Genomic DNA, 17,948 nt, shown 5'->3' with positions numbered 1-17,948 from the left:
TTTAAAACTTCACTTAAAAAAGTTGTCCAGCTTAAAAAGCCAGGACAACTTTTTTTTAGTGCGGCTATAAAGTTCTGTACTAGAAGGTCACTTCCAAGTTATCAGTCAGCATTTGGATGAAGGTTTCATGATCTTTGACCTGAATCAGTTTTTTTATTAATTCTCTGTCTGTGAGCATCATGGTAAGAGGCTCAAAGATTTCATTAAAAATATATCGGTCATTCTTGTTAAAGCACATCATGATGATTAAATAAATGGGCTTTCCATTCCATGAGATTGGAGAGTCTGATATCAAAATATTCAGTCCTGTCTTTTCTGCATGCATTTTCATTGCATGGGGAATTGCAAAATCATGAAAAGCAGTAGATGAAAGTTTTTCACGCATGTAGATATCTTCCCGGAAGGTCTCGTTTACATAACCTAGCTGATGCATCTTACTGGCCAGATATTCGATGGCATCCCCTTCTGTTTTTAAGTCATCTCTTCTTTCAAAGAATTCAGGGATAATTAACAGCTCCAAATAATTTTTAAAGGTTGCTTTTCTTTTATTGATTCTTACGGATGTAATTTTATTTCTGATCAAAGAAATATCCTTATCTGTAAAAAACATTCCGATATGAACGATGTCCACCCCATAAAAGCCATGAAGAGGAACCGTAGACATAATAAAGTCGCATTTAGGAACCTGTTCTAAAGCCGAATCATCCGTTATGATGTTGGTTATCAGCATTTCACAGGAAAAGTGCTGATTGATGGTATCTGTCAGACGTATATTTAAATCATAATAGTTAGGACAGTATAATATAGCAGTTACCTTTTTATTAAGACTTTTTTGTGCTTCCAGAGTGCTTCCAAGGTGAAAAGTGATATAAGCAATCTCATCATCATTTATGATGATCCCCGTACGGTCTTTGATGATTCCGGATAAATATACGGATACATCATAAATTAAAGGACAGGAAGTTTTAATTTCTTCCGTTAAAGGATTTTTTGAAAACTGCTGGTTCTTTGATCTTTGAAGTAAATTTCTAATATGAATGGCAAAGCGAATCAGAAATTCAGGTTCCGATAAATCAATATAGTAATAAGCATTCACTGACTGGATCATCTCTTCCACCAGGTCAAAGCATTCCTTGCCGATAAAGTCCTCCAGATTTGCAGTGGTTATGCTTTTATAATCAATGGTGGTGGCTCTGGAAATCAGCAGCAGTGCAAGTTCATAAATTTCTGCCTCACTATATGTGATATGAAAATGATCTTCCAATTCTTTCGTGACCTGACTTGCCAGTTCATATTCATGATGGCGTATCTGAGCCAGTTCCTGAACATCCTGGGTATTGATGTTGTGATTTTTGATTCTGTCAATGGCTATGGTAATGTGCAGTACAATATTGATCAGAGAATAGTCGTTAACAAAATATTGGTATTCATCAAAAATATTCAGCAATGTATTTTTGATATATTCAATTTCAATATCAGGAAAAACATGCTGAATTGTTTTTAAGCTTACAAAGTTAATATTGGACTCATCGTATAAAATAGAACTGAGCAATCGGCGTTTGTTCTTCTCCAGTCCTTCAATGGACAAGTTGTCCTTTTGATTCAAAAGCTTTAAATCAAACTGGTTCAGTTTCTTTTTTACAGCTCCCAGTTCATTTTTTAAAGTGGAGTAGCTGATGTATATGGTATCGCACAAGTCGTATGCATCAATGCCGGCTTCCTGTTTGATTAAAAGGTTGATAATATAAACCATTCTTTCCTGGGAAGACTGGGGGATGTGAGTGCCGGAGTCATTTAATATTTTTCTTCCGGCCTCTGCTTTTATAGTATACCCCTTCCTGGAAGAGAGGATGGTCTGAGGATGGTTGTCATTGATTTCTGAAATGTAATTTTTTATACTTCGTTCCGATACCCCCATTTCAGCAGCTAAAGCAGAAGCAGTCATTTCATTTGTGTGCATCAACAAGATACGAATCAATTTTAATAGTTTTGGCCCCATAGTAAAATCCTCCTTCTGTCTATTATAAGAGTCTGGAAAGGATTTTTCCACCAAAGTTTTGCACGCTCCATGTGCAAATGTCTGGTGGAATTATAAGTGGAAAAAAGTCATAATGAATACATCAAGTACATTGTGAAAGCAAAATGATGTTTTCATGATCTCATAAACCTTATTATACAGATAAAGGAGGATTTTATTTATGTTAAATGTTTTACTGGTTTGCGGATCTGGTGCAAGTTCCGGATTTATGGCAGCTAATATAAGAAAGGCAGCGGCTGCAAAAAAGATGGAGATTAATATAAAGGCCAGAGGAGAAAGTGAAATCGAAAACTATATTGATGAAATTGATGCCCTCATGGTAGGACCTCATCTGGCCTATATCATGGATGAAATTGAAGAATACACAGGCGGAAAGGCTGTTAAGGTCATCTTAATGAAGCCGGAGTACTATTCCACGTTAAATGGAGATATGGCGTTGGAACATTTGCTGAGTGAAATGAGCTGAGTGAATAAGGAGGAGGAGAAGGATGAAACAGTTAATTCATTGGTTAGAGCATAGTTTCGCACCAAAGATGAACAAAATTAACAATAATGTATGGGTTACCACTTTAAAAGATTCTATTATGCAGGTGCTTCCGTTTATTTTATTAGGATCAATATTTTGCTTTTTAACTGTCCCCGGAGAAGTCTTTGGCTGGGAGTGGTGGCCAAATTTCTGGACTCCGTTTGGCTGGACAATGGGGTTGCTATCATTATTTGTGGCATTTTTAATACCATTTAACTTAATGGAAAAAAAGCGTCTGCGCAGACAGAGAATTATTGCAGCGCTCTCCGGTGTAGTAGCATTTTTAATTATTATTTCTCCTCAGGTAATAAAGGATGGGCAAGCTGGGTTTCAGCATGCATCTTTAGGTGCCGGAGGTATGTTTGTAGCGATTACAGCAGGTGCTTTTACAGGTTTTATTATGGGGATTTTCGGAAAGTTCTCATTCTTTAAAGAGGATTCCGTTATACCTGATTTTGTAAGAGCCTGGTTTGACTTAATGTTACCGGCTGGTATCATCGTTTGTTCCCTTTGGATTTTGGTGGATCTGCTTGGGGTTGATCTTTATAATATCTTACTGTCATTATTTATGCCAATCTCCAATGTTATGCAGACTCCCTGGGGATTTGTACTTTCTCTTTTGCTTGTTTGTTTTTTATATTCCCTGGGAATTTCAAGCTGGGTTCTTACCCCAGTTTACAAACCGGCGATGCTCATGGCCATTACCGCCAATGTTACCATGGCAGCGGCCGGAACGGCTACTCATGAAACACTAAACCTGGTCACTGATCCAACGGTATACTCTGCTTATTTATGGATCGGTGGAATCGGATGCACATTGCCATTAGTTATTATGCTCATATTTGCAAAGAGCAATAAATTGAGAGCACTCGGACGTGCCTGTTTTGTACCTGCAATTTTTAATATTAACGAGCCGGTCGTATTCGGATGCATTGCATGGAATCCAATTATGATGATTCCCATGTGGTTGATGGGAATCGTACTTCCTACAGTAGTCTGGATTTTTACAAAGGTAATTCCATTTGCACCGATACCTACCAGGGTGTTTGATATGTGGTATTGTCCATTTCCTATTTCCACATGGCTCACAACAGGAAGTATCAAAGGTGTAATTTTAATGGCTGTCTGTGCATTGATCTCAACTGTCATATGGTATCCTTTTTTCCGTATCTATGACAGCCAGGAGACAGAAGCAGAGAAAATAGCAGAGGAAAAGAAATAAGTAATAAGAAGGGTGATTAAACATGGATGAAAAAACACTAGAATCTGCAATGAGCATCATTATGAATGCGGGAGATGCACGTTTACTGTGCAAAGAAGCATTGACAGCCATTGCCGATCATGATTTTATTTTAGCCAATGAAAAAATGAAGGACGCGCAGAAAAAGATTACTGAGGCACACCGGATCCAGACAGATGCCATTCAGGGAGAAACCAGAGGAGAAAAAACAGAGTATTCATTGATTTTCGCCCATGCACAGGATACATTAATGACCATATACAGTGAAATTAATATTGCAAAGCAAATGATCAAAATCTTTGAAAGTTGGGAAAAGCGTTTGAAACGCTTGGAAAAACAAGAATAGATTCATAAAATCGGGAAGGAAGGGAGAACATCATGAATAAAGTACCAAAAGGTTTCCCATCAAATTTTATGTGGGGAGGTGCGGTAGCGGCAAATCAGCTGGAAGGCGCTTATGACCTGGACGGCAAAGGCCTATGCCTGGCAGATATTAACGAGTTTCAAAAAGATCTTCCCATTGAAAAGCGTTCCAATGGGGAAATAACCAGATCGTATATAGAGGAAGCCTTACAAAGCAATGATAAAAACTTTCCTAAAAGGAGAGGCATAGATTTTTACCATACCTATCCTGAGGATTTAAAAATGCTGGCTGATCTGGGATTTAAAACATTCAGAACTTCCATTAACTGGGCCAGAATCTATCCAAACGGTAATGATAGTCAGCCAAATGAGAAGGGGCTTGAGTTTTATGATAAATTATTTGATGAGATCATTAAAAATGGCATGGAGCCAATGATCACCATTTCTCATTATGAGATGCCTCTTCACTTAACCACTGCATATAAAGGCTGGTATTCCAGAGAGACCATTGATTTTTTCGTTAAGTACTGCAAAACAGTATTTGACCGATATGCAGGTAAGGTAAAGTACTGGATTATTGTCAATCAAATTAATTTGATCGGCCATGAGTCCTTTAATCACCTTGGAGTCCCGGAAGACACGGTTGATGATCTCCGTTCTGCAAAATATCAGGCAGTCCATCATGAGATGGTGGCATGTGCCAGGGCCACAAAATATGCACATGAAAAACATCCTGAAATGCAGATCGGCATGATGCTGTGCGGCGGTCCGGAATATGCTGCCACATGTAAGTCCGAGGATGTGTTAGCCACATTGAAACATAATCAGATGGAGTATTTTTTTGCCGATGTATTGCTTCGGGGATATTATCCCGGTTATGCATACCGTTTCTTTGAGGATTGGAATATTAAGCTCACATTTGAAAACAGTGATGAAGAGGATTTAAAAAATACGGCTGACTTTTTCTCATTTTCATATTATTATACTCAGATATGTTCAAAGGAGAGTTATGAGAGAGGAAATGAGGCATACAGGAATAAACAGCTGCCGGCAAACCCGTGGGGCTGGACCATTGATCCCATAGGACTAAGAATCTTATTAAATGAATTTTATGACAGATATCAAAAGCCTATTTATATAACTGAAAATGGAGTGGGATACTACGATGAAGTAGAAAATGGAGAAATTCATGATTCCTACAGAGTGGACTATCTCCGGGCCCATATTGAGCAGATGAAGGAAGCCATTCGTGATGGGGTAGATCTAAGAGGCTATTATGCATGGGGGCCGATCGATATTATTTCCTGCTCTTCCTGTGAAATGAGCAAACGTTATGGTTTTATTTATGTAGATTATGACGATTATGGTAATGGAACAGGAAAAAGAATCAAAAAGGACAGTTATGCATGGATGAAAAAAGTGATTGCATCGGGCGGTGAGGATCTGGCTTAACAGGAGGTGCTTTGTGAAGCAGTTTGAATTTGTAGTTCAGGATGCTATGGGGATTCATGCCAGGCCGGCAGCAGATATGGCAGCAGCCGCCAAGAAATTTACCTCTCTTATCTTATTAAGAAAAGAAGAGATGGAAGCTGATCTAAAAAATCCTCTTGCTATTATGAGATTAGCAGTCAAACAGGAAGAACGGGTAACAATAACAGCCGCTGGAGATGATGAAAACCAGGCAATTGAGCAGTTGAAAGATCTGACAGTAAACATTGGGTTATCCAAAAACCGCTGAATTCCATGAAGGTAAGGAAGTACGCTTGACAATGATCCTTCAAATTGATAAAATATAAACTGAAACTATATCAATTACAGATCAAGGAAGTTCGATTCGCCAGGTGGTACGTCGAACGGCTGATTTTCTAAGCATCGTCGGCACTATGTTTGACTTCACTTAGAAAATTATATCTATGAAATAGGGGATTCATATGACAAGTGAGTTTGCAGTAGCGGTTCATGGAGTAGTTTATTTAAACCAGAGGAAGGTCACCATTTCCAGTGAGGAACTGGCTTCCAATGTATGCACCAATCCTGCCCGGGTAAGAAAGGTGATGGCAAAGTTAAAAAAAGCCGGAATAATCACAACAAAGGAAGGGCTGGAGGGCGGCTATCATTTTGGCAAAGATTCCTCAGAAGTAAATTTAAGAAGCATTTGTGATGCTTTGGATGTTACCTTTGTATCTTCTTCCTGGAAATCCGGCAATGTAGATACCCCCTGTATGATAGCTTCTGGAATGTCAGGAGTCATGGATGAAATTTATGGGGATTTAAATGAGCTTTGCAGAAGAAGAATGGAAGAGATCACGATAAAAGATATTCAGGAAAAACTAATCAGGAATCGTCTTGATTCTAAGGCATGATTTTCTTTCATAAAGAAAATCAGCTGTTGGCTGAACCTTTCAGTAAATCAAACTTCTTATAAATAAGGCAGGGAATGATAATTAAAACATCCCCTGCCTTATTTTATGTTTAAACTTGATTTCACAATAAGAATCATTTATGATGAAATAAAACAAAGGTGCCTGCAAATTTGGAGGAATGTATGATCAGAACGGTTAAAGTTGAAGAAATAACGAAGAACATAAAAGAAATGTGCATAGAAGCCAACCATGTGCTGTCTAGTGATATGGAGAGGGTATTTCTTAAGGCAGTGGATGAAGAAACTTCACCCCTTGGCAGACAGGTGCTCTGCCAGCTGAAGGAAAACTTAAAGATAGCGGGAGAAGATATGATTCCCATTTGCCAGGACACTGGGATGGCAGTGATATTTGTAAGGATAGGACAGGACGTGCATATAGAAGGCGGAAATGTTACCGATGCAATCAATCAGGGAGTAAGAGAAGGGTATGTAGAAGGTTATTTAAGAAAATCTGTGGTGGAGCCGGTGGAGCGGGTAAATACAAAAGATAATACCCCTGCAGTCATCCATTATGAAGTTGTGAACGGAGATCAGATAGATATTACAGTTGCTCCCAAAGGGTTTGGAAGTGAAAACATGAGCCGCATATTCATGTTAAAGCCCGCGGATGGATTGGAAGGGATCAAGGATTCCATATTAACTGCAGTTAAGGAAGCCGGACCAAATGCGTGCCCTCCCATGGTGGTTGGAGTAGGAATCGGCGGAACGTTTGAAAAATGTGCCCAGTTAGCCAAGCAGGCATTGACCAGAGATATTGAGAAACGGTCTTCTATTTCCTATGTAAAAGACTTAGAATCAGAGATGCTTGAGAAAATCAATAAGCTTGGAATCGGCCCCGGAGGTCTGGGAGGAAGGATCACCGCCCTTGCCGTAAATATTGAAACCTATCCGACTCACATAGCCGGACTGCCAGTGGCAGTTAATATCTGTTGTCATGTAAACCGACATGCACACAGGGTCATATAATGATTGGAGCAAAGAATGGAGGAAACCATGGATCATCACATAAAGGTACCGATCAGCAGGGAAGATGCAAAGAGTTTAAGTGCAGGGGATTATGTTTATCTGACTGGGACCATTTATACTGCCCGGGATGCTGCTCATAAAAGAATGAAAGAAGCTTTGGACCAAAAGGGAAGTCTTCCCTTTGATATAGAAGGAAACATGATCTATTATATGGGACCATCCCCAGCCAGGGAAGGACGCCCTATCGGTTCCGCTGGACCGACCACAGCCAGCCGTATGGATAAGTACACTCCCCTTCTTCTGGATATGGGAATGGGGGGAATGATAGGGAAAGGGAAAAGAAGCAAAGAAGTTATAGAGGCCATTGTAAGAAACGAGTCCGTTTATTTTGCGGCGGTGGGAGGGGCTGGAGCTCTTCTTTCTAAATGCATCCTTTCCTCTGAAGTAATTGCTTATGAAGATTTAGGAACAGAGGCCATAAGGCGTCTGGAAATCAAAGACTTTCCAGTGGTAGTTGTCATAGACAGCAAAGGAAACAATTTATATGAAACAGCCATAGAAAGATACAGGGAGGACTAAGAATATGAATCGTATCTTCTATATGGTAGTAAGAAATCTTTTTCGTGTTCCCGTATGGTTTTACCGTATATGGAGGATGGGCCTTCCGAAAGATACTCATACCGATGAGCAGCGCTATGATTATCTCCGTCATGTAGTGAAAACGGTAAATAAAACAGGGCGCATTAAGGTAGAGGTTCAGGGAGTTGAGAATCTGCCCGCTGAAAATGGATTTATCCTGTTTCCCAACCATCAGGGATTGTTTGACGTACTGGCTCTTATGGAAGCCTGCCCCAAATCTTTTAGTGTAGTTGTAAAGAAAGAAGCCGCCAGACTTATTTTAGTAAAGCAGGTAATCAAAGCTCTGGATGGTTTTTCTATAGACCGCCAGGACATCAGGGCTTCTATGGAGATCATAACTAAGATGGCGGAAAAGGTAAAAATGGGAAAGAACTTTGCAATCTTCCCAGAGGGAACCCGTAGCCGTGAAGGAAATAAGCTGCTGGCATTTAAGGGAGGAACCTTTAAAAGTGCCGTAAATGCCAAATGTCCCATTGTGCCGGTTGCACTGATCGATTGTTTCAAACCCTTTGATGAGAACTCTTCCAGAAAACAAACCGTGCAGGTTTGCTTCCTAAAGCCGCTTTATGCGGAGGATTATCAGAAGATGAAAACCATCCAGATAGCGGAAATGGTACATGACAAAATACAGGAAGAAATAAATCAAAAAATAGGTTGACAAGTCGAATTATATCTTGTATAATTGTCAATGCGTCTGGAAAAGTTTTTACTTGAAAGACCAATCATATGGAAATTATGAACTACGGAGAAATACTCAAGAGGCCGAAGAGGCGCCCCTGCTAAGGGTGTAGGTCGGGCAACCGGCGCGAGGGTTCAAATCCCTCTTTCTCCGCTCATTTCCAAGTGATTACATTTTACTTCTAGGCAGTGAAAAAAGTAGTTGACATAGAAATAAAGATGTGTTACTATATACCAGCTGTCGAAAAGCAGTGAAAAAATAAAATAAAAAAAGTGTTGACAGAACAGAAACGCTGTGATAGAATAAATGAGTTGCTGTTAAGAAAGAAGGACAACACGAAGCACCTTGAAAACAGAAGATTGAACAGTATGTAAAACCCTGAAAATTCTAATAAAACAAGTCATGTTTGATGGCTTTGAATGAGAAAATTTCAGAACGAATACAAGCAATTGTATACGAACCAAACAACAAGTAAAACGGGAAATAAATTAGCTAGTTAGTTGATTTTGACCCCGGATTGAACACCTTTAATTTGAGAGTTCGATCCTGGCTCAGGATGAACGCTGGCGGCGTGCTTAACACATGCAAGTCGAGCGAAGCGATTTCAAGGAAGTTTTCGGATGGAATTGAAATTGACTTAGCGGCGGACGGGTGAGTAACGCGTGGGTAACCTGCCTCATACAGGGGGATAACAGTCGGAAACGACTGCTAATACCGCATAAGCACACAGTGCCGCATGGTACAGTGTGAAAAACTCCGGTGGTATGAGATGGACCCGCGTCTGATTAGGTAGTTGGTGAGGTAACGGCCCACCAAGCCGACGATCAGTAGCCGACCTGAGAGGGTGACCGGCCACATTGGGACTGAGACACGGCCCAAACTCCTACGGGAGGCAGCAGTGGGGAATATTGGACAATGGGGGAAACCCTGATCCAGCGACGCCGCGTGAGTGAAGAAGTATTTCGGTATGTAAAGCTCTATCAGCAGGGAAGAAAATGACGGTACCTGACTAAGAAGCCCCGGCTAACTACGTGCCAGCAGCCGCGGTAATACGTAGGGGGCAAGCGTTATCCGGATTTACTGGGTGTAAAGGGAGCGTAGACGGCACTGCAAGTCTGGAGTGAAAGCCCGGGGCTCAACCCCGGGACTGCTTTGGAAACTGTGGTGCTAGAGTGCAGGAGAGGTAAGTGGAATTCCTAGTGTAGCGGTGAAATGCGTAGATATTAGGAGGAACACCAGTGGCGAAGGCGGCTTACTGGACTGTAACTGACGTTGAGGCTCGAAAGCGTGGGGAGCAAACAGGATTAGATACCCTGGTAGTCCACGCCGTAAACGATGAATACTAGGTGTTGGGGAGCAAAGCTCTTCGGTGCCGTCGCTAACGCAATAAGTATTCCACCTGGGGAGTACGTTCGCAAGAATGAAACTCAAAGGAATTGACGGGGACCCGCACAAGCGGTGGAGCATGTGGTTTAATTCGAAGCAACGCGAAGAACCTTACCAAGTCTTGACATCGGAATGACCGGGATGTAACGATCCCTTCCCTACGGGGCATTCTAGACAGGTGGTGCATGGTTGTCGTCAGCTCGTGTCGTGAGATGTTGGGTTAAGTCCCGCAACGAGCGCAACCCTTATCCTTAGTAGCCAGCAAGTCAAGTTGGGCACTCTGGGGAGACTGCCAGGGATAACCTGGAGGAAGGTGGGGATGACGTCAAATCATCATGCCCCTTATGATTTGGGCTACACACGTGCTACAATGGCGTAAACAAAGGGAAGCAAAGGAGCGATCTGGAGCAAACCCCAAAAATAACGTCTCAGTTCGGATTGTAGTCTGCAACTCGACTACATGAAGCTGGAATCGCTAGTAATCGCGGATCAGAATGCCGCGGTGAATACGTTCCCGGGTCTTGTACACACCGCCCGTCACACCATGGGAGTTGGTAACGCCCGAAGTCAGTGACCCAACCGTAAGGAGGGAGCTGCCGAAGGCGGGACTGATAACTGGGGTGAAGTCGTAACAAGGTAGCCGTATCGGAAGGTGCGGCTGGATCACCTCCTTTCTAAGGAAGAAGAAGTAAGGGTTTTATATACTGTTGAGTCTTTGGTTTTCAAAGAAATAAAAATGAATATGGAAACACCAAGAAAGACAAAAGATTTCTGGTGCCGATGCGCTTAGGGGAGACACCCGTTCCCATCCCGAACACGATGGTTAAGACTTAAGCGGCCGATGGTACTATGCTGGAGACGGCATGGGAGAGCAGGTGGGTGCCAGATTACTTTAAAAAATTCACTCTAGCGAGTGTTTTATATAGAACGGACATGTTCCAATGGGCGGAGGGAAAAGCGAAGCCTGTGTTAAAGAATGTGTTAACCTGATTCAGCAGGGCAGTGCTGTTTTATATAGCTGGTTTTTACCAGTGATTCGTGGGTTCGAGTCCATCGAGCAAGCGAATGACTGATAAACTTCAGTCAGATGATGCCAAGAGAAAGCATTTATTGCTTATAATGACATCACGCATGTACCTTGAAAACCACATATTGAAATATATCTAGATAGAGTTTTTATATGTTAAAGTATAAAGACGACATCAAGACATCCGAGGTGTTACATCTAACGATGTAACCAAACAAAACTCGTTAAAGTAACCGTAACGTACGGTGAAATAACAAACCTAAGACCAGAGATACAACGCTATGTATCTTAGATAAGTAGCCCGCACCCGCAGGCGAACATCGAATTGGTTAAGCTAATAAGAGCGCAGGGTGGATGCCTTGGCACTAAGAGCCGATGAAAGACGTGATAAGCTGCGAAAAGCTTCGGGGAGGAGCAAATATCCTTTGATCCGGAGATATCTGAATGGGGAAACCCAACTGAGCAAACCTCAGTTGTCGTATGGTGAATACATAGCCATACGTCGGGAACCCGGGGAACTGAAACATCTAAGTACCCGGAGGAAAAGAAAGAAAACTCGATTTCCAAAGTAGCGGCGAGCGAAATGGAAGGAGCCTAAACCAGTATGCGTGCATACTGGGGTTATGGACTGCAATAAGTGAGACGATTTGTTACCAGAACGGTCCTGGAAAGACCGGCCATAGAAAGTGAAAGCCTTGTATGGGAAAGCAATAGTCAGCGAGCAGGATCCAAAGTACCACGAGACACGAGAAACCTTGTGGGAATTCGGGGGGACCACCCCCCAAGGCTAAATACTACTTAGTGACCGATAGCGCATAGTACTGTGAAGGAAAGGTGAAAAGGACCCCGGGAGGGGAGTGAAAGAGAACCTGAAACCCTGTGTTTACAAGCTGTGGAACCACGTTTAAAGTGGAACCGCGTACTTTTTGTAGAACGGTCCGGCGAGTTACCGTTACTGGCAAGGTTAAGCACTTAAGGTGTGGAGCCGAAGGGAAACCAAGTCTTAATAGGGCGCATAAGTCAGTAAAGGTAGACCCGAAACCGGGTGATCTACCCATGTCCAGGTTGAAGTTTCCGTAAAAGGAAATGGAGGACCGAACGCACATCCGTTGAAAAGGGTGGCGATGAGGTGTGGGTAGGGGAGAAATTCCAATCGAACCCGGAGATAGCTGGTTCTCCTCGAAATAGCTTTAGGGCTAGCCTCGTATTAGTCTGCCGGAGGTAGAGCACTGAATTTCCTAGGGGGCGTCAAAGCTTACCAAAGAATATCAAACTCCGAATGCCGGCCAGATGATGTACGGGAGTCAGACTGCACGAGATAAGTTGGGTAGTCAAAAGGGAAAGAGCCCAGACCACCAGCTAAGGTCCCAAAGTGCGTGTTAAGTGGAAAAGGATGTGGGATTTCACAGACAACTAGGATGTTGGCTTAGAAGCAGCCACACATTCAAAGAGTGCGTAATAGCTCACTAGTCGAGAGGTCCTGCGCCGAAAATGTCCGGGGCTAAAACACGACACCGAAGCTGTGGAATGTATATTTATATACATTGGTAGAGGAGCATTCTTAACGCACAGAAGCATTACCGTAAGGAGATGTGGAGTGTTAAGAAGAGAGAATGCCGGAATGAGTAGCGAGATGGAGGTGAGAATCCTCCAGGCCGAATATCTAAGGTTTCCAGAGTAAAGCTGATCTGCTCTGGGTAAGTCGGGGCCTAAGGCGAGGTCGAAAGACGTAGTCGATGGACAACAGGTTGAAATTCCTGTACCGCATATTATCAGAACTGTGGGGACACAGAACCGAAGAAGAACCCGGGAATGAAAAGACCGGGGCAAGCACTGGACTGGCTGGAATGGCAAATCCACCCAGCAACAGGAAGGTGTGACGCGTACCGAACACAAGTAGGGAAGTCTTCGTAGGGGCTGTCAAGAAAAGCCGCTATTGTGTAATATGTGCCCGTACCGTAAACCGACACAGGTGGATGAGGAGAGAATCCTAAGGCCGGCGGGAGAAGCATTGTTAAGGAACTCGGCAAAATGACCCCGTAACTTCGGGATAAGGGGTGCCTGGGAAACCAGGCCGCAGAGAATAGGCTCAAGCAACTGTTTAGCAAAAACACAGGTCTATGCAAAACCGAAAGGTGAGGTATATGGGCTGACGCCTGCCCGGTGCTGGAAGGTTACGAGGAGGGGTTAGCGGCAACGCGAAGCTCTGAATTTAAGCCCCAGTAAACGGCGGCCGTAACTATAACGGTCCTAAGGTAGCGAAATTCCTTGTCGGGTAAGTTCCGACCCGCACGAAAGGCGTAATGATTTGAGCGCTGTCTCAACAATGCACCCGGTGAAATTGAAGTACCAGTGAAGATGCTGGTTACCTGCGCCAGGACGGAAAGACCCCATGGAGCTTTACTCCAGCTTGATACTGGGATTCGGTACTGCATGTACAGGATAGGTGGGAGGCAGTGAAGATAGGACGCCAGTCTTATCAGAGCCGATGTTGGGATACCACCCTTGCGGTATTGGATTTCTAACCTGCAGCCATGACCTGGCTGGGGGACAATGTCAGGCGGGGAGTTTGACTGGGGCGGTCGCCTCCGAAAGGGTATCGGAGGCGCTCAAAGGTTCCCTCAGAATGGACGGAAACCATTCGAAGAGTGCAAAGGCATAAGGGAGCTTGACTGCGACACCGACGGGTGGAGCAGGTAGGAAACTAGGACTTAGTGATCCGGTGGTATAAAGTGGGATTGCCATCGCTCAACGGATAAAAGCTACCCTGGGGATAACAGGCTTATCACTCCCAAGAGTTCACATCGACGGAGTGGTTTGGCACCTCGATGTCGGCTCATCGCATCCTGGGGCTGTAGTAGGTCCCAAGGGTTGGGCTGTTCGCCCATTAAAGCGGTACGCGAGCTGGGTTCAGAACGTCGTGAGACAGTTCGGTCCCTATCCGGCGTGGGCGTAGGATATTTGAGAGGAGCTGTCCTTAGTACGAGAGGACCGGGATGGACTGACCTCTGGTGTATCTGTTGGCTATCAAAGCCATGGCAGAGTAGCCAAGTCGGGAAGGGATAAACGCTGAAGGCATCTAAGCGTGAAGCCCCCCTCAAGATGAGATATCCCATCGCAAGAGTAAGACCCCTTGAAGACGACGAGGTAGATAGGGCAGAGGTGGAAGCATGGCAACATGTGCAGCTGACTGTCACTAATAGGTCGAGGGCTTAACCAGGTTGGTTTAGGTAAGAGGAAGAACGGATGAAAATAGATATGTAGCAATGTGTGGTTTTGAGGGTATATGCAATAGCCTTCAAAAAGGTTTGGCCTGGTGGCTCAGCTGGTTAGAGCGCCGCCCTGTCACGGCGGAGGTCGTGGGTTCGAATCCCATCCGGGTCGTTTGAAAACTAAATATTGTATATGGGATCTTAGCTCAGCTGGGAGAGCATCTGCCTTACAAGCAGAGGGTCATAGGTTCGAGCCCTATAGGTCCCATTCAGTATGCATAGCAACACACATGAGAAGATTTGTGCCGATGTGGCTCAATTGGCAGAGCAGCTGATTTGTAATCAGCAGGTTATCGGTTCGAGTCCGATCATCGGCTTGCATCACTTTAATAAAATATGGATGGGTTCCCGAGTGGCCAAAGGGGGCAGACTGTAAATCTGTTGCGACACGCTTCGATGGTTCGAATCCATCTCCATCCATTTAGTGATTAAAATCTTAATCACTGCATATACTATAATTGAATAACGCGGGGTGGAGCAGTCTGGAAGCTCGTCGGGCTCATAACCCGAAGGTCGCAGGTTCAAATCCTGCCCCCGCAATTTTTTTTGACTAATTTTATAAGAACGTGTACTAATGAAGGTACATAGGCCCAGATAGCTCAGTTGGTAGAGCAGAGGACTGAAAATCCTCGTGTCGCTGGTTCGATTCCGGCTTTGGGCATATGGGATACTAGCTCAGGTGGTAGAGCACTTGACTTTTAATCAAGTTGTCCGGGGTTCGAGTCCCCGGTGTCTCAGGACAAGCCTTGAAACAGAAATGTTTCAGGGCTTTTTATTTGCTTTCATCATTCATCAAATTCCACAATCACATAATATCCCCGGTCATTGTGTTTTATCTCTTTGACAATGCCGTGATCAGATTTGATCCGGTCACGTCCTACGTAACAGCCGGACATGGCCACAGCAGGGTCTATGATATAGCTATAGCTGCTGGTTCCTTCCCTTTCTATGATCTGAACTTCATCTCCGGCTTTTACCAGTCCGGGACGCTCCATCTTAAATTCGATTAATCTCATAATATAACCATCTCCTTTTTCATTTCCAAAATTATATTATAGCGCTGCGAGAAAAAATTGTAAAGAGAGGATAAGGATGCTATACTAAAAGAGTCGATTTATAAAGAAAAATGTAAAAAGAACAGGGAATGAGCCCAGTGGTTTATGCAGACGAAAGGCGGTTCATACTATGAATGATACACCGAATTTATTAAAAAAGTTAATGGAATATGGAGAATCAGATTTTTATCCTTTTCACATGCCGGGACATAAAAGGCAGTATCATGGATCCTTTGCCGATAATTTTCCAAATCCTTTTTCCATAGATATTACGGAGATTGATGGTTTTGATAACCTGCACCATCCGGAAGGGATTTTAAAGGAGTCTATGGAATGGGCTTCCAGGGTATACGGGAGCAGCAGAACGTATTATCTTGTTAATGGAAGCAGCAGCGGGATCCTTAGTGCCATAAGCGGGACCGTTTCAAGGGGTGGAACCATTCTTATGAGCAGAAACTGTCATAAGTCAGCGTTTCATGGAGTTTTCCTCAATCAGTTAAGAGCGGAATATATTTATCCACAAATAATACCTGAATTCGGTATTCAAGGTGGATTACTTCCGGAAAAAATTGAAGAGATGTTGATGAGCCATCGGAAGATTCAAGCGGTGTTTATTGTATCCCCAACTTATGATGGCATTGTATCTGATATTAAGGCCATTGCAGAGGTAGTTCATAAATTCCGCCTGCCTCTCATTGTGGATGAGGCTCATGGAGCACACTTTTCCTTTGGAAGAGAGGAAGGATTTCCGGTTTCTGCTTTAGAACTTGGAGCGGATGTGGTGATTCAGAGCCTTCATAAAACTCTTCCTTCTTTTACACAGACGGCTGTTATGCACGTAAAGGAAGGATATGTGGATATGGGGAGATTGGATCGCTATGTGCATATGTATCAGACCAGCAGCCCCTCCTACGTGCTGATGGCAGGGATCGAAGGCTGTATACGGTATATGGCCGGGGAAGGGCTGGAGCAGATGAGGATCTTTTCCGATAAAATAGGAGAGGTCCGAAAGGCTTTGTCTGGTATGAAACACCTAAGGCTTCTTACGTACCAGGAAAAAGGGCTGAATGGAATCTTTGATATGGACCTCTCTAAAATCATTATTTCCACAAGAGGTACAGGAAAATCGGGAGCCTGGCTGGATGACAGACTGAGAAAGGAATATCATCTTGAGATGGAAATGTGCGGTTCAGACTATGTGACTGCCATAACGACTCTGGCTGATACGCAGGAAGGTCTTAAACGGCTGTGTAAAGCTCTGCTTCATATTGATGCTGGGCTTTCTGCGGAGGAAGGCTGTGAAGATGAGAATCACTTATATCAGGGGCTGGAGAGAATGCCGGAATGCCGGTTGAGCATTGCCCAAGCGATGGATGAACCCAGGCGCAGGATCGCTATTCCTGACGGCGAGGGTATGATATCAGCAGAATTTGTTTACGTGTATCCCCCGGGGATACCCATCGTTGTACCAGGAGAGGTTTTAAAAAAGGAATCCATTGATCTGATTATGAAGTATAAAGAGCTTGGCCTTGCGGTGCAGGGGCTGGAGGATGAGGAATCCAGAGAGCTTTTTGTGGTTAATGAAGCTGGAATAAATGTTAGATAGATTAAAAGATAAATCAATAAGATAAATCAATAAGATAAATAAATAAGATAAAATGAAAGATATAATAAAAGATATAGATTATATAAAAGATAAAATAAGATAGGATAAAAGATGGAGCAGATAATATGGGCAAAATATTCTATGTAATGGGAAAAAGTGCTTCCGGAAAAGATACAGTTTATAAAAGACTTTTAAAGAGGCTTCCCCAATTAAAGAAAGTTGTTTTATATACCACAAGACCGATTCGGGATGGAGAAAAGGATGGGGTGGAATATTATTTTACTACCAGTGATAAGCTGGAGGAATTCCGAAAGGAACACAGGCTTATTGAGGAGAGGACTTATGAAACTGTTTATGGTCCGTGGAGCTATTTTACTGTTGATGACGGTCAGATCAATTTAGCCGGGAATAATGGATATCTGATGATCGGAACTCTGGAATCTTATGAAAAGACAAGGGCTTATTTTGGAGAGGATAAGTTGTTTCCTATTTATATTGAGGTTGAGGATGGGGACCGGCTTTTGAGAGCTATTAAACGAGAGAAGGGACAGAAGACACCTAAATATAAGGAACTTTGCAGAAGGTTTCTGGCGGATGAAGAGGATTTTAAAGAAGAAAATCTACTTAGATGCGGAATACATAAGAGATTCTGCAACCAGGAGCTGGAATCTTGCCTGGATGAGATCGTAAAAGCCGTGACCGCAGAGATAGAATGAGTTGATCGGATAT

General features: G+C 43.2%; 13 protein-coding genes, 8 tRNA genes and 3 rRNA genes. 22 read left to right on the top strand and 2 right to left on the bottom strand.

The features are described from left to right. Positions 1–79 precede the first annotated feature (79 nt). Positions 80–1,999, bottom strand: coding sequence for a BglG family transcription antiterminator (locus tag BMW45_RS06530; RefSeq protein WP_092241495.1), 1,920 nt, complete (start codon positions 1,997–1,999; stop codon positions 80–82). A 199-nt stretch (positions 2,000–2,198) separates the two neighbouring features. On the opposite strand from BMW45_RS06530, the gene BMW45_RS06525 reads away from it, so the two are divergent. From BMW45_RS06525 to BMW45_RS06430, 20 genes are all read left to right on the top strand, one after another. Next, positions 2,199–2,504, top strand: a complete 306-nt coding sequence (locus BMW45_RS06525) for a PTS sugar transporter subunit IIB (protein WP_025230660.1) — start codon at positions 2,199–2,201, stop codon at positions 2,502–2,504. Positions 2,505–2,526: 22 nt separating this feature from the next. Continuing rightward, positions 2,527–3,786 carry a PTS sugar transporter subunit IIC gene (locus BMW45_RS06520; protein WP_092241491.1) on the top strand — a complete coding sequence of 420 codons (1,260 nt, stop codon included), beginning with the start codon at positions 2,527–2,529 and terminating at the stop codon, positions 3,784–3,786. A 22-nt stretch (positions 3,787–3,808) separates the two neighbouring features. Then, positions 3,809–4,150, top strand: a complete 342-nt coding sequence (locus BMW45_RS06515; protein WP_092241489.1) for a PTS lactose/cellobiose transporter subunit IIA — start codon at positions 3,809–3,811, stop codon at positions 4,148–4,150. A gap of 32 nt (positions 4,151–4,182) precedes the next feature. Continuing rightward, entirely contained in the window at positions 4,183–5,619 is a 1,437-nt protein-coding gene (locus tag BMW45_RS06510; RefSeq protein WP_092241487.1) for a glycoside hydrolase family 1 protein, read from the top strand. Between the two features lie 13 nt (positions 5,620–5,632). Further along, positions 5,633–5,905, top strand: a complete 273-nt coding sequence (locus BMW45_RS06505; protein WP_092241485.1) for an HPr family phosphocarrier protein — start codon at positions 5,633–5,635, stop codon at positions 5,903–5,905. Between the two features lie 193 nt (positions 5,906–6,098). Continuing rightward, positions 6,099–6,530: an RrF2 family transcriptional regulator gene (locus BMW45_RS06500; RefSeq protein ID WP_025230664.1), complete on the top strand. Its 432-nt coding sequence runs from the start codon at positions 6,099–6,101 to the stop codon at positions 6,528–6,530. A gap of 182 nt (positions 6,531–6,712) precedes the next feature. After that, a complete protein-coding gene (locus BMW45_RS06495; RefSeq protein WP_092241483.1) occupies positions 6,713–7,555 on the top strand; it encodes a fumarate hydratase in 843 nt (280 codons plus the stop codon). 27 nt (positions 7,556–7,582) lie between these two features. Next, entirely contained in the window at positions 7,583–8,134 is a 552-nt protein-coding gene (locus BMW45_RS06490; protein WP_092246235.1) for a Fe-S-containing hydro-lyase, read from the top strand. A 4-nt stretch (positions 8,135–8,138) separates the two neighbouring features. Beyond that, positions 8,139–8,852 (top strand): lysophospholipid acyltransferase family protein, encoded by a 714-nt coding sequence (locus BMW45_RS06485; RefSeq protein ID WP_092241481.1) that lies wholly within the window; start codon positions 8,139–8,141, stop codon positions 8,850–8,852. Positions 8,853–8,938: 86 nt separating this feature from the next. Beyond that, positions 8,939–9,026 (top strand) — tRNA-Ser (locus BMW45_RS06480). Between the two features lie 375 nt (positions 9,027–9,401). Further along, positions 9,402–10,933 (top strand): 16S ribosomal RNA (locus tag BMW45_RS06475). 96 nt (positions 10,934–11,029) lie between these two features. After that, positions 11,030–11,147, top strand: a 5S ribosomal RNA gene (gene rrf, locus BMW45_RS06470). 466 nt (positions 11,148–11,613) lie between these two features. Then, a 23S ribosomal RNA gene (locus BMW45_RS06465) occupies positions 11,614–14,506 on the top strand. Together the 16S, 23S and 5S rRNA genes with 8 tRNA genes alongside form the textbook arrangement of a ribosomal RNA operon. 90 nt (positions 14,507–14,596) lie before the next feature. Next, a tRNA-Asp gene (locus BMW45_RS06460) sits at positions 14,597–14,670 on the top strand. 23 nt (positions 14,671–14,693) lie between these two features. Continuing rightward, positions 14,694–14,766, top strand: a tRNA-Val gene (locus BMW45_RS06455). Between the two features lie 36 nt (positions 14,767–14,802). Beyond that, positions 14,803–14,875: transfer RNA gene (locus BMW45_RS06450), tRNA-Thr, on the top strand. 21 nt (positions 14,876–14,896) lie between these two features. Beyond that, positions 14,897–14,978 (top strand) — tRNA-Tyr (locus BMW45_RS06445). A gap of 46 nt (positions 14,979–15,024) precedes the next feature. Next, positions 15,025–15,098: transfer RNA gene (locus tag BMW45_RS06440), tRNA-Met, on the top strand. 48 nt (positions 15,099–15,146) lie between these two features. Then, a tRNA-Phe gene (locus BMW45_RS06435) sits at positions 15,147–15,219 on the top strand. 3 nt (positions 15,220–15,222) lie between these two features. Then, positions 15,223–15,295, top strand: a tRNA-Lys gene (locus BMW45_RS06430). 48 nt (positions 15,296–15,343) lie between these two features. On the opposite strand, the gene BMW45_RS06425 is transcribed toward BMW45_RS06430, so the two are convergent. Continuing rightward, positions 15,344–15,574 (bottom strand): hypothetical protein, encoded by a 231-nt coding sequence (locus BMW45_RS06425; protein ID WP_025230668.1) that lies wholly within the window; start codon positions 15,572–15,574, stop codon positions 15,344–15,346. Positions 15,575–15,743: 169 nt separating this feature from the next. Here BMW45_RS06425 and BMW45_RS06420 point away from each other — a divergent pair, with 169 nt between their 5' ends. Together BMW45_RS06420 and BMW45_RS06415 are read left to right on the top strand one after the other, a co-directional pair. Beyond that, complete coding sequence (locus BMW45_RS06420; protein WP_092241479.1) at positions 15,744–17,219, top strand: aminotransferase class I/II-fold pyridoxal phosphate-dependent enzyme; 1,476 nt, start codon at positions 15,744–15,746, stop codon at positions 17,217–17,219. A gap of 125 nt (positions 17,220–17,344) precedes the next feature. Then, positions 17,345–17,935, top strand: a complete 591-nt coding sequence (locus tag BMW45_RS06415) for a guanylate kinase (RefSeq protein ID WP_092241477.1) — start codon at positions 17,345–17,347, stop codon at positions 17,933–17,935. Positions 17,936–17,948: the final 13 nt, after the last annotated feature.

The sequence above is a fragment of the Lacrimispora sphenoides genome, from assembly GCF_900105215.1.
GTDB classification, from domain to species: domain Bacteria; phylum Bacillota; class Clostridia; order Lachnospirales; family Lachnospiraceae; genus Lacrimispora; species Lacrimispora sphenoides_A.
Note: the sequence above shows the minus strand (reverse complement) of the source record. Positions and strands in the feature narration are given on the sequence as shown.

Bases quoted from the DNA above. Each gene is read 5' to 3' on its own strand.
- BMW45_RS06515 (WP_092241489.1), top strand. From the start codon at position 3,809: ATGGATGAAAAAACACTAGAATCTGCAATGAGCATCATTATGAATGCG.
- BMW45_RS06530 (WP_092241495.1), bottom strand. From the start codon at position 1,999: ATGGGGCCAAAACTATTAAAATTGATTCGTATCTTGTTGATGCACACA.
- BMW45_RS06425 (WP_025230668.1), bottom strand. From the start codon at position 15,574: ATGAGATTAATCGAATTTAAGATGGAGCGTCCCGGACTGGTAAAAGCC.
- BMW45_RS06420 (WP_092241479.1), top strand. From the start codon at position 15,744: ATGAATGATACACCGAATTTATTAAAAAAGTTAATGGAATATGGAGAA.
- BMW45_RS06525 (WP_025230660.1), top strand. From the start codon at position 2,199: ATGTTAAATGTTTTACTGGTTTGCGGATCTGGTGCAAGTTCCGGATTT.
- BMW45_RS06495 (WP_092241483.1), top strand. From the start codon at position 6,713: ATGATCAGAACGGTTAAAGTTGAAGAAATAACGAAGAACATAAAAGAA.
- BMW45_RS06490 (WP_092246235.1), top strand. From the start codon at position 7,583: ATGGATCATCACATAAAGGTACCGATCAGCAGGGAAGATGCAAAGAGT.
- BMW45_RS06485 (WP_092241481.1), top strand. From the start codon at position 8,139: ATGAATCGTATCTTCTATATGGTAGTAAGAAATCTTTTTCGTGTTCCC.
- BMW45_RS06415 (WP_092241477.1), top strand. From the start codon at position 17,345: ATGGGCAAAATATTCTATGTAATGGGAAAAAGTGCTTCCGGAAAAGAT.
- BMW45_RS06510 (WP_092241487.1), top strand. From the start codon at position 4,183: ATGAATAAAGTACCAAAAGGTTTCCCATCAAATTTTATGTGGGGAGGT.
- BMW45_RS06500 (WP_025230664.1), top strand. From the start codon at position 6,099: ATGACAAGTGAGTTTGCAGTAGCGGTTCATGGAGTAGTTTATTTAAAC.
- BMW45_RS06520 (WP_092241491.1), top strand. From the start codon at position 2,527: ATGAAACAGTTAATTCATTGGTTAGAGCATAGTTTCGCACCAAAGATG.